This is a genomic window from Providencia sp. PROV032 (assembly GCF_028484875.1).
In the GTDB taxonomy this organism is placed as follows: domain Bacteria; phylum Pseudomonadota; class Gammaproteobacteria; order Enterobacterales; family Enterobacteriaceae; genus Providencia; species Providencia rettgeri_E.
The window spans coordinates 139,371-151,401 of record NZ_JAMPSX010000016.1 but is presented as its reverse complement, the minus strand read 5'-3'; the positions used below and the strand labels follow the sequence as shown (position 1 = coordinate 151,401).

Genomic DNA, 12,031 nt, shown 5'->3' with positions numbered 1-12,031 from the left:
AACGGGGGCGGTATGAGTTTAAAACAGGATTTATTAAAACAACTCTCACAGCTTAAGAATGAGCGCCAATCATTTGAGCCTCACTGGAAAGAGCTTGCAGAGTATACGCGCCCTCGTAGCACTCGTTTTAACACATCAGAAGTTAATCGCGGTGATAGACGTAATACGAAAATCATCGACCAAGAAGCGGCTAAATCAGAGCGTACCTTATCAAGTGGCATGATGTCAGGGATTACTAGCCCTGCCCGTAAGTGGTTCCGTTTGGCTACGCCAGACCCTGACATGATGAACTACAGCCCTGTAAAGATGTGGCTTGAAGTCGTTGAGCAGCGCATGAATGAAGTGTTCAACCGTTCAAATATTTATCAGTCACTGCCGCAAACTTATTCCGACATTGGCACCTTTGCCACCAGCGCATTAGCTGTGTTGGAAGATAACGAGCGTGTTATTCGTACAGTGCCTTTTCCTATCGGTAGCTATTACATTGCGAATGGTCCTGACTTAACCGTAGACACTTGTTTCCGTGAATTCAGCATGACAGTGCGTCAACTGGTAATGGAGTTCGGGCTAGACAATGTGAGTGAGCAGGTCAAAAGCTTGTGGGACTCTGGCAACTATAGCCAATGGATTACTGTTATTCATTCAGTCTACCCAAATTTAAACCGCATCAGCGGCAAGCTGGACGCTAAGAACAAGCTATTTAAATCCGTTTACTTTGAAATGGGCGGCGATAGTGAACGCGTTCTACGGGAATCTGGCTTTGATGAATTCCCTATTATGGCGCCACGATGGGAAGTGAACGGTGAGGACGTCTACGGCTCTTCTTGTCCCGGCATGATTGCATTAGGTAGCGTTAAAGCATTGCAGCTATTACAGCGCCGCAAAGCACAGCAGATTGATAAAGTTACCAATCCACCGATGCAAGCGCCCGCATCAATTAAGAATCAGCGCATTTCTCTTGTGCCGGGTGGAATAACTTACTTACCAATGGCTGGCGCTGACCAGATGATTAAACCGATATTTCAAGTGCAAGCCGACATTAACGGCTTAATTGCTGATATTGGTGATACACGTAATCAAATCAAAGAGGCCTATTTCTCTGACCTTTTCATGATGATGGCTAATGTTAATACGCGCTCAATGCCAGTTGAGGCGGTAATTGAAATGCGTGAAGAAAAGCTACTCATGTTAGGGCCTGTATTGCAGCGTTTAGATTCTGAACTGCTCGACAAGTTAATTAATCGTACGTTCGCAATCATGGCGCGTAAAAACCTATTACCCGTACCGCCAGAAGAAATGCAGGGTATGCAACTTAAGGTTGAATACATCTCTGTGATGGCGCAAGCGCAGAAATCAGTCGGTGTTAACAGTGTTGAGCGTTTCGTGGGCTTTGTTGGCGGTTTAGCAAAACTGAAACCAGAAGCGCTAGACAAGCTAAACACTGACGAAATTATTGATAACTACGCTGAATCAATCGGTGTTTCACCAACTATCGTTTCATCAAATGACCAAGTATCCGCTGTTCGCCAGCAGCGTGCAGAGCAACAACAGCAGATGCAACAAATGCAAATGGCACAAGAGGCTGTTGCTGGCGCTCAGGCACTTGGTAATACGCCAATGGATGATAACAGCGCCTTAGCTGCGCTTGCTGGTGGTGGCCAATGACACAGTTTGATGATTACACCGATGAGGAAAAGGCGGAGATTCAGGCTGATTTAGAGCTTAAAGAAAAACTCAAAAGAGAACGCGATATAGAGGACATCAAGCAAATAATGAGCACAGAAGCTGGTCGACGCTTTGTTTGGCGGATCACTAGCTCATGTGGTGTTTTCGATATTTCATTTACTAATGACCCGTATGTTACAGCTTTTAACGAAGGCGCTCGTAATCAGGGGTTGATGCTATTAAGTGATGTTATGGAATTCTGCGCTGAGCAATATCTACTCATGGCAGAAGAAGCCAAAGAACAGGAGAACAATCAATGAATTTATTTCAACGCTTACTGTTTCGTCGCCTTTGTAATGAGGTTTCAGTTGATGGCGGTGAAGGTGGCGGCGGTGCGCCAGCGCAAGAGCCAGCACCAGCAAAACAAGATGCGCCAGCAAATGGTGATACTCCAGCGCCTGCAGGTACAGAGCCTAGTAAGACTGATGATAAGGCCAATATTGAGCCAAAAGGTGATGACAAGAAGCCTGTAAGTGCTGCACCTGAAAAGTATGAATTTACGGCTGGTAAAGACCAAGAGCTTGATAAAGAAGCTGTAGCAGCGTTTGAGCCTATCGCGCGTGAACTTGGTTTAAGTAACGAACAGGCGCAAAAGATTGTTGATGTGTACGGCTCTACGATCATGCCGCAACTGGTTAAGCAGCAAGCCGATGAATGGCAGAAGCAAGTAACTGGTTGGGCTGAAACAGTCAACGCAGATAAGGAAGGACTTGGCTCTACAGAATCGATTGGTAATGCACAAAAGGCGTTGGATCAATTCGGTTCACCTGAACTTAAAAGTTATCTGGTTGAAACAGGCTTAGGTAATCACCCCGAGCTTGTCCGTGTTTTTTCAAAGATTGGCAAGGCCATGTCTGAGGACGGTTTTGTTAGTGGCAGCAGTGAAAACGCTCGCAGTACTGCGGATGTTCTCTTTGGTGATAGTAAATAAGGTATAGGAGATAAATTATGCCTCAAGCTTTAACTTTAACTGATTGGGCTAAGCGCCAAGACCCAAACAGTAAGCAGGCGAAGATCGTTGAACTGCTCAATCAGTCTAACGAAATTCTTGATGATATGGTGTTTGCAGAAGGTAACTTGCCTACAGGTCACCGTACAACTGTCCGCACTGGTTTACCATCGGCAACTTGGCGTTTGTTGAACTACGGTGTACCACCAAGCAAGTCAACAACTGCGCAAGTTACAGATACCATTGGTATGCTGGAAACCTACTCAGAAGTAGATAAAAAGCTGGCTGATTTAAATGGGAATACTAGTGAGTTTTTATTGTCAGAAGCGCAAGCGTTCATTGAATCCATGAACCAGCAAATGGCTGAAACTCTTTTTTACGGTGATACAAGCATTCACCCTCAGCGCTTTACTGGCTTGTCCGCTCGCTTTAATGATCTTAGTGCTAAGAACGCCGTTAACATCATTGATGCTGGTGGCACTGGTAGCAATTTAACCTCTATCTGGTTAGTGGTGTGGGGACAGAATACCATTCATGGTATTTATCCTAAAGGTTCTAAAGCTGGTCTTGAACAGCAGAACTTGGGCGAAGTCACACTGGTCGATGAAAATAACGCTAAGTATCAAGGTTATCGCTCTCATTTTAAATGGGAAAACGGCCTAACAATGCGCGATTGGCGTTATGTGGTTCGTATCGCTAACGTTGACCTGTCTAAGTTAACCAAAGATCCAGAGGCAACAGGGGCTATCGACCTGCCTGATTTACTGATTCAGGCGATTGAGAAAATCCCTAATCTGTCTATGGGTAAACCTGTTTTCTATTGCAATCAGCAGGTTCGTAGCTGGATGCGCCGCCAGATTAAAAACTCAAAGAACGTCAATATTTCTATGCAAGAAGTTGCAGGAAAGAAGGTTGTTTCTTTTGATGAAATCCCTGTGCGCCGCACTGATGCAATTCTCACAACTGAGGATCAGGTGGTCGCTAAGTAAGGCTGGCCTATTGTGCGGTACCTGAATGGGTACCGCTAACTTAATTTTGTTGGGAGTTCGCAACATGATTTTAGATAAAGAAAACCTATTTTCTCTCGACCAAGCAGTGACCGCATCAGCGACTGCAACCAGTATCATTGACCTAACGCCAGTTAAAGGTGATTTCCGTGATATCGGTATTGGTGAGCCATTGCAGCTGTTTGCACAGGTTACCGAGCAGGCAACGGCTGCAGGTGAAGCAAAAGTACAAATCGTATTGGAAACATCAGCAGACAAAGCGTTTACAACGCCTGTTGCCATCTTCCAGTCATTTGCTATGCCAATTGCAGACCTGAACGCAGGTAAGCGGATTATCGGTACCGTTCCGCATGGTGTTATTAAGTATCTGCGCCTGCGTTACGTTGTCACAGATGGTCCATTAACTGCAGGTAAGTTTACAGCGGGTATCGTACTTAACGTTGATGCTCATCCTACTTATACCGCCGTAACTAATTAAGGTGTGACATGTCACGATATAGAGTTTTGAAAAAATCATTTATCGCTGGTCGTCTGCTTGAAGTTGGTGAAGAGGTTGAATACAGCGGTATTGCTGGCAGCAACTTAAAGTTGATTGGTGGTGATGATGCTAAACCTGATACTGGCGCTTTGGTTGATGGGGCTGGTGGTGATACTGGTGAGGTTGCAACCAATACCGCTATTAGTGGCTCAGGCGATACGGTCGATTCTAGCCTTGAAGCTTTGCGCGAACAGTACACACAGCTATTTGGCAAAGCACCTCATCACAATATGGGTGCAGATAAAATGCGCACCGCGATAGATGAAAGACGTAAAGAATTAGCGATTTAACTTTCGCGTTAAAGGGGGCGAAAGCCCCTTTTTCTTTTGGAGATGCAGGCAATGAAAATGGTCAACTTAAAAATTAGCACAGAAACTTTTGAGAATTCCAAAGGTGAGAGCGAAACACGTGATGAATATCCTTACGGCCTAACTCTCTATCTGGACAATGAAACGTTAGAAAAGTTAGGCGCAACTATCCCTGATGTTGGCGAATCAATTGAATTGTCTGGTATAGCCAAAATTAAATCTAAACGTACCGATGAGCGTGAAGGCAAAAAAACAACATCAGTTGATTTGCAGATAACGGATCTGGCCTTAGGCTCAGGTGATACTAAATCAGCAGCAGATGTTTTATTTGATGGGGGTGAATAATGGCCTCAGAAATTGAAATCTGTAACTTAGCGCTTAGCCGTATTGGTAATAGCCGATTCATTAACAGCCTTAGCGAAAAGAGCAAAGAGGCTGAACAATGCAATTTACACTTCAATCATTGCCGCGATACTACGCTCTCTGATTTCCCGTGGAACTTTGCCAGCAAGCGCGTTGCTTTGGCTGATACCAACAACCCGCCACCAGACTGGAAATTTGCCTATAGCTACCCAACCGACTGTTTAAAGGCAGTAGCCATTATTCAATCTGGCCAGAAATATCCTCAGCCACATAATGCAATTAATTTTCTGGTGGGTTCAGATGCTGACGGCACAGGAAAACTGATTTATTGCGACCAACCGCAAGCGTGGCTTCAATACACTGCGTCAGTCACTGATGTGAATATGTTCGACTCATTATTTATTGATGCACTGGCATGGCGTTTAGCTGGCGAACTAGCACGCCCATTGGCATCTAACGCTGGTATCGGCAATGAAGCATTTCAGATGTACACAATGTCGATTGCTAACGCTGGCGCTCACTCTCTTGATGAATCATCAGAGCCTAACGATTACATGGATCCATTCACCGAAGCGAGGTTATCGTAATGGCTTATAGCATCATTCAACCGAGTTTTTCTGGTGGTGAAATTGCACCTAGCCTTTATGGGCGAATTGATCTAGCAAAATACTCTACCGCTTTACGTAAGTGTGAAAACTTTCTTGTGCGTCAATATGGCGGCATTGAAAATAGACCAGGAACTAAGTTTATTGCGGCGGCAAAATACCCTAACAAGAAATGCCGCCTGATCCCGTTCCAGTTCAGCACAGTGCAAACATACGCCCTTGAAATGGGTGATAAGTACATGCGCGTCATTAAAGACGGCGGACAGGTACTTTATGCAGATGGTGAGCATAAAGGTGAAATATTCGAACTTGCAACACCTTATAACGAATCTGACTTATTCAATTTAAAATTCACACAGTCAGCGGACGTAATGACTATCGTACATGCTGATTATCCACCAATGGAACTACAGCGTTATGATCATGACGATTGGAGGCTGGTACCCGTTGAAACTCGTAATGGTCCGTTTGAAGATATCAATGTTGATAAAGAGCGAAAGGTTTACGTTAGCACTAGCACTGGCGAGGTGACGTTAACCGCAACTCATAATATTTTTGGCGCTGAGTTTGTTGGAAAGCAAATTTATATAGAGCAGCAGGCGGTTGATGCTGTTCCTGTGTGGGAAACAAACAAGACGACTAACGTTAATGATCAACGCCGTGCAGGTGCTAATTACTACCGAGCTAATACTGCAGGTAAAAGCGGAACATTAAGGCCATCACATACAGAAGGTATGAGTTGGGATGGTTGGGGCGGTGATGCGGGTATTCAGTGGGAGTATCTTCACAGTGGTTTTGGCATCGTTAAAATCAATTCTGTTAGTACTGATGGATTAACAGCAACGGGTAAGGTTGTTTCATACATTCCATCAAATGCCGTTGGTGAAGAAAACGCTACGTACAAGTGGGCTCGTTCGGTTTGGAATGATGTAGACGGCTACCCAAGCACCGTTATGTATTATCAGCAGCGCTTATTTTTTGCTGGTTCTCGCGCTTACCCACAAACTATTTGGGCTAGCCGTAGTGGGGACTACAAAGACTTTGGCAAGAATAACCCCATACAAGATGATGACCGTATCATCTACACCTATGCAGGGCGACAAGTTAATGAAATTCGTCATTTAATTGATGTGGGTTCGCTGGTGGCCTTAACCTCAGGTGGTGAGTATCAAATCACTGGGGATCAGAACAAAGTATTAACGCCTAGTAGTTTCTCTTTTTCCTCGCAAGGTGCCAATGGCTGTAGCGATGTTCCACCTATTGCCGTTGCCAATATTGCTTTGTACATCCAAGAAAAAGGTAGCGCAGTGCGTGACCTTGCGTATTCATTCGACGTTGATGGATATCAAGGCACTGATTTAACCATCATGGCGAATCACCTATTTCAACGCCACCAAATTATTGATTGGGCGTTTTCTATCGTTCCTTACTCAATAGCCTGGTGTATTCGTGACGATGGTAAATTGCTTTCATTGACGTACCTCAGGGAGCAGCAAGTATTTGCTTGGGCGCCACAAGATACAGACGGGCAATTTGAATCAACCTGCAGTATCAGTGAAGGTAATGAGGATGCAGTTTATTTCATTGTGTGCCGCAAAGTTGGTGGCGGTACCGTACGTTACATAGAGCGCTTAAGTAGTCGTCTATTTACCAAAACAGAGGATGCTTTCTTTGTTGATTCTGGCCTAAGTTATGACGGCAGAAATAAAGATGAATCAAGCACTGTACATCTAACTACAGTCGATAATTGGACGTACGAAGGTGATATTGCCTTAACCGCCAGCAATGCCATTTTTAAAGATAGCGATATCGGTAATGCTATTCACTTGCCTTACTTTGAAGACGATGAAAACAAAACGTTACGTTGTGAAATTACTGAGTTTATTAATACTCATGCAGTGCGAGTAACGCCTAATCGTGATGTGCCTGAATTGCTACAGGATAAGCCGTTAAGCGAATGGGGCTTTGCTCGTTTCCGTTTTGAAGGTTTACAGCATATTGAAGGTAAAACCACCAGCATTCTAGCCGATGCAAATGTATTGCCTCAGCAAAAGGTATCTGGTGGTGCCGTGTCATTAGAAGAACCTGCCGTAGTGGTTCACATTGGTCTACCGTATGTTAGCGATATGGAAACCTTAGATATTCATATCAACGGGCAAGAAACGTTACTCGACAAAAAGAAACTGGTTAAGGTTGCAAGCCTTATTGTTAATTCAAGTCGTGGTATATGGGCCGGTACCGAAAAAGACCGGTTATATGAATATGCCCAGCGTGAATTCGAGTTTTACGATAACCCGGTTGATGATGCCACTGGCGTAGTAGAAATTAACCTTGATGCGCAGTGGAGCAAAAACGGCCGTGTGTATGTCAGGCAGTCAGATCCATTACCTTTATCAATCCTCGCTGCAATACCGCGCTTAGATGTGGGGGGCTTCTAATATGGCAAGGAGTATTGTTCAAATTATACCTGCAACATTAGAGCACGCACAGGCATTGATACCGCATGTTAGACAGGCTGATATTGATGAATTCTATGCATTGGACCTATCAACGCCTGAGGAGGTTTTGGCCTCAGGCATTAACCTATCTACAAAATCATGGACCGCTATTTTCAATGGTGAGGTAGCGGCTATCTTTGGCGTGTCGCCTGCGTCAATTATCGGTGGCGTTGGCATTCCTTGGTTGGTTGGCTCAGATATTTTAGAGAAGCACCAAAAAGCCTTTCTACGCCGCTGTAAGCCGTTCGTTGGCCTAATGCTACAAATCTATCCGGAACTGCTTAATTACGTTGATGAGCGCAATTACATTGCTAAAGCGTGGCTGCATTGGCTAGGGTTCAAACTAGAAGATGCACAGCCCATTGGTGCGCTTAATTATCCGTTTCATAAATTCACGATGAATGCGAGGGCGAAATAATGTGCTCACCAGAGATTTTAGCGGTCGGTGTTTTAGCCTCTGCAGGTATGCAAGCTTATGGACAGTATCAATCTGGTAAATTTAATGCTGATGTAGCTAACCAAAACGCACGACAGAACGAGCAAGCAGCAAACGATGCTATTAATCGTGGTAATGCCGAGGCAGAGAAACAACGTTCACGTACACGGCAATTAGCAGGCTCACAAGCGGCGGCAATGTCAGCGAGTGGACTTGATTTAAGTTCAGCGGGTTCCCTTGATATGTTCGGCGATACTGCGGCAATGGGTGAGTTAGACGCATTAACGTTAGTTAATAATGCGAGTCGTGAAGCGTACGGCTTACGTATGCAAGCAGCTAATGACAGACTGCAGGGAAAAATGGCACGCCGTGAGGGTAATTTTGGCGCTGCTACAACATTATTAACAGCACCAATTAAAGCATATGGCGCATATCAATTGGCTGGTGGTACATGGGATCCGTTCTCTGGTACATCTGGCGCGGCGGCTGGTGGTAGTTCAAGTAACAATATGTTTGATATTGCTAAGAAAAGCGGTACCAACCGTTTTGTATTTTAAGGGGTGACATATGCCAACAGTACCAACGTATAAAGAACAACAGTTTAGTTCATCACCTCTACCAAATAATGGCCTTAACGTTCAATCCAGCCCTGAGCATTTCGGATCGGGTTTTGGTCAAGTTACTGAGCAATATGCTGGTGTATTTGCTGAAGCGAAGCAACGGGCTAATGTGGCGCTGGCACAAGATGCCTCATTGCAGCTTAGACAGAAAGCCAATGAATTGATGAACGATCCGCGCAATGGATTACTTGCAATGCAGGGTAAGAATGCTATTGGTAAAGGTTATGAGTTTGAGCAAGCATTTGATAGTGCCGCTGGTGAAATAGCAGGAACGTTGCAGGATGATGCGATCAAAAGCATGTTCGCACAGCAAGCAAAAGAAATGCGTTTACAGTTTAGCTCTCAGGCTAATAAGCATGAATTGGGGCAAATTCAAGTTTATGAACAAGACCAATTCCAAGCAACGCTGGATATTAATGCTGAATCAGCCGCTAATTTGTATGGTGATAACAATGCTTATCTATCAGCAAACAAACAAGTATTCCAACAAATAGAAGAGTTTGGGTTTTCGCATGGTTGGAGTGATGAGCAGATTCTAGCTAAGAAACAAGAATTTAAAACAGCCACAGCCAAGAGAGCCATTGAAAATCAGATAGGTTCTGATTACATGCAGTTTATGCAGCAGAACGGAGAGCCGTCAGATAATGGTGGTATTAGCCGTTCATCAACGTATTACGGTGGTTCGGTTGGTTCCACGCAAGGAATGATTGAGCAGGGTAATATCAATTTACTTAACAGGCCAACTGTTAAAAATAAAGATGGTTCAATTAGCACTGTCAGAACTATTTCAATTGGCACTGACCAGGGCGAAGTATTAATTCCAACTGTCAGTGATGATGGTCGCTTGCTTTCTGATGATGAAGCGATAGCACTCTTTGAGGAAACAGGAAACCATTTAGGTGTTTTTGATAATCCCGATGATGCAACGGCATATGCAGAAAGCCTGCATAATCAGCAAGAAAAAACTTATACCAAAAATGGAAGTGGGGCGCTTGGTGTCCGAAATAACAACCCAGGTAACATTAGAAAATCAAAGGATGTTTGGGTAGGGCAAACAGGCAATGATGGTTCTTTTGTTACCTTCGCTACGCCAGCACACGGCATCAGGGCTACAGGCAAAAACTTGCTGTCATACGCTAGGCAGGGGTATGTAACGCCTGAGCAGATTATTACTCGTTGGGCGCCGCCTGAGGATAATAATGATACAGAAGGTTATATTAAATTCGTGTCTGATTATCTTAACGTACCTCGTGATACTGTTCTTGACCTAACTGACTTGGATACGTTAACGCGTCTGTCAATGGCTATTATGATTCAAGAGAACGGTAAAGATGAAGTCGCTAAGCTATCATCAAATGATTTATCTTCTGGTATACAATCAGCATTAGGTTTGGTTAGCTTACCAGATTCGCCACAAGCCTCTAAGCGTTTAACTGGTTCAGTTGCCTTCAATGCCTTGGATGCTTCTGATCAGGCTAAATATATAAAACAAGCGTCACTGATGGACAAAGAACGACAGCAGCAGGAGCAGGAACAGTTAGGGACAGCTTTGGCAGATAGTTTCGCAGCGTGGGAAAGGGGGTTAGATGCTCCAAATGCTCCAGCTGAAAAAACTATCATTTCTGCTTTCGGTTATGAAAAAGGTACGGCAATGATAGCTGATATGCGAGAGGCAAAACGCTATGCAGGGCTAATATCAGGCGCTAAAGGTATGACACCACAGGCTCAACGTTCATTACGTGATAGTATTATGCCTCATGAGTCAGAAACCAATTATGCAAGCAAAATGCAGCGTTGGGAGAAGTTCAGTAAGTTCGTCGATGATAATATTAAAGCACAGGACAAAGTGTTTTCTGCTAACCGCTTTCAATTATCCATACAAAATAACTTCCCGTTAGATCCTAATGATAAAGATAATCAAGATGCTGCTGACAACTATTTTACTAACAACATCGAATCATCATTTAATATTCGTGATGAGAATAGTTTAAATGCAGTAGTTGAAGTATCTAGTCGTACGGGAATTATTCCTTCACAAATTAAATCAAAACTGGTGATTGGTTCAACATCTAAGAATCCTGAATTAGTCATTCCAATGGCTAAAATGTATGGGCAAATATTTGATAATAGATCCTCTGCCGTAAAGGAGCTATCAAGTGATGCCATGGCTTACTATGGTAAAATATATAGTCTGACTCGTGCAGGTATGGATGGAAAAGAAGCTTTAGAAATAGCTTACAAAGATACCTATGAACAGAATGACATGACTAAAAAAATGTTATCTGAAATGAAGAGCGGTAAAAAATACGAGAATGCCAGAGAAAAAGCAGCACAAGGTAATATCAATAGCTTCTTTGCTATGGGGGGATGGACGTCACCTAGTATTGATAAGCCAAGTATAAATAACAATGAATATAAAAGAGATTACTTTGTACTTTATGATGCTAACTTTGACAAAACAGGAGGTGATCATGAATTAGCCAAGATAAATACAGATGCACAAATAAAGACAATGTGGGGGGTTACTAGTATCAATGGCAAAGATGAGGTTATGCGTTATGCGCCTGAGGCGGTTTACGGCATCAATGAAAGTGGTGCTGGTAACTGGATCATAGGTCAATGGCGTGAAGAGCAAAAACAACTTAAAACGAAAGTGTTCGGCGGAATGCCTGATGATGCTCAGTTTATTTTAGTTCCCGATGCGATAACAGCAAGAGATTCTAGTTATTCTATTCAGATTAAGCAGGTTGGTAGTGATAAAAGACCTATATATATTCAATTTTTAGGCGATAACGGATTGCCTCTTAGGTTTAAGCCAGAACAATCATCATCACCAATGTACCGTGAAGTTATGGATAAAAGACAAAAAACGTACCAAGAGGTAGTTGATGCTAGGAATACATTAGACGGAAATACTAAGCAAGAGCCAATTGACTATGGGTTAACGAATACACTTAACACTATGTTTGATAGGGAGTAAAA

Annotated in this window: 12 protein-coding genes; all 12 read left to right on the top strand. The window is 43.5% G+C overall.

The genetic code is table 11. From position 1 onward, the window contains the following. The first annotated feature begins 12 nt into the window (after positions 1–12). The 12 genes from PSF42_RS12395 to PSF42_RS12340 all read left to right on the top strand — a co-directional run bounded on the left by PSF42_RS12395 (position 13) and on the right by PSF42_RS12340 (position 12,029). Entirely contained in the window at positions 13–1,665 is a 1,653-nt protein-coding gene (locus tag PSF42_RS12395) for a portal protein (RefSeq protein WP_272680096.1), read from the top strand. After that, on the top strand, positions 1,662–1,985 hold the full coding sequence (locus PSF42_RS12390) for a Bbp19 family protein (RefSeq protein ID WP_272680095.1): 324 nt from the start codon (positions 1,662–1,664) through the stop codon (positions 1,983–1,985). The genes PSF42_RS12395 and PSF42_RS12390 overlap by 4 nt, the downstream gene beginning before the upstream one ends. Beyond that, positions 1,982–2,656 (top strand): peptidase, encoded by a 675-nt coding sequence (locus PSF42_RS12385; RefSeq protein ID WP_272680094.1) that lies wholly within the window; start codon positions 1,982–1,984, stop codon positions 2,654–2,656. Before PSF42_RS12390 ends, PSF42_RS12385 begins: the two co-directional genes overlap by 4 nt. A gap of 17 nt (positions 2,657–2,673) precedes the next feature. After that, complete coding sequence (locus tag PSF42_RS12380) at positions 2,674–3,663, top strand: major capsid protein (protein WP_196723580.1); 990 nt, start codon at positions 2,674–2,676, stop codon at positions 3,661–3,663. Positions 3,664–3,727: 64 nt separating this feature from the next. After that, the gene (locus tag PSF42_RS12375; protein ID WP_272680093.1) at positions 3,728–4,159 is read left to right on the top strand and encodes a Bbp16 family capsid cement protein; all 432 of its coding nucleotides are present in this window, start codon (positions 3,728–3,730) and stop codon (positions 4,157–4,159) included. Between the two features lie 8 nt (positions 4,160–4,167). After that, positions 4,168–4,509 carry a hypothetical protein gene (locus PSF42_RS12370; RefSeq protein ID WP_272680092.1) on the top strand — a complete coding sequence of 114 codons (342 nt, stop codon included), beginning with the start codon at positions 4,168–4,170 and terminating at the stop codon, positions 4,507–4,509. 51 nt (positions 4,510–4,560) lie between these two features. Beyond that, on the top strand, positions 4,561–4,872 hold the full coding sequence (gene gp10 / locus PSF42_RS12365) for a capsid staple protein (protein ID WP_164528787.1): 312 nt from the start codon (positions 4,561–4,563) through the stop codon (positions 4,870–4,872). Beyond that, a complete protein-coding gene (locus PSF42_RS12360) occupies positions 4,872–5,477 on the top strand; it encodes a hypothetical protein (protein ID WP_195697190.1) in 606 nt (201 codons plus the stop codon). Before gp10 ends, PSF42_RS12360 begins: the two co-directional genes overlap by 1 nt. Beyond that, positions 5,477–7,933 carry a hypothetical protein gene (locus PSF42_RS12355; protein WP_272680091.1) on the top strand — a complete coding sequence of 819 codons (2,457 nt, stop codon included), beginning with the start codon at positions 5,477–5,479 and terminating at the stop codon, positions 7,931–7,933. The genes PSF42_RS12360 and PSF42_RS12355 overlap by 1 nt, the downstream gene beginning before the upstream one ends. Further along, on the top strand, positions 7,917–8,411 hold the full coding sequence (locus PSF42_RS12350) for a hypothetical protein (RefSeq protein ID WP_272680090.1): 495 nt from the start codon (positions 7,917–7,919) through the stop codon (positions 8,409–8,411). Before PSF42_RS12355 ends, PSF42_RS12350 begins: the two co-directional genes overlap by 17 nt. Beyond that, on the top strand, positions 8,411–8,986 hold the full coding sequence (locus PSF42_RS12345) for a hypothetical protein (RefSeq protein WP_272680089.1): 576 nt from the start codon (positions 8,411–8,413) through the stop codon (positions 8,984–8,986). The genes PSF42_RS12350 and PSF42_RS12345 overlap by 1 nt, the downstream gene beginning before the upstream one ends. Before the next feature lie 10 nt (positions 8,987–8,996). Further along, a complete protein-coding gene (locus tag PSF42_RS12340) occupies positions 8,997–12,029 on the top strand; it encodes a hypothetical protein (RefSeq protein ID WP_272680088.1) in 3,033 nt (1,010 codons plus the stop codon). Positions 12,030–12,031: the final 2 nt, after the last annotated feature.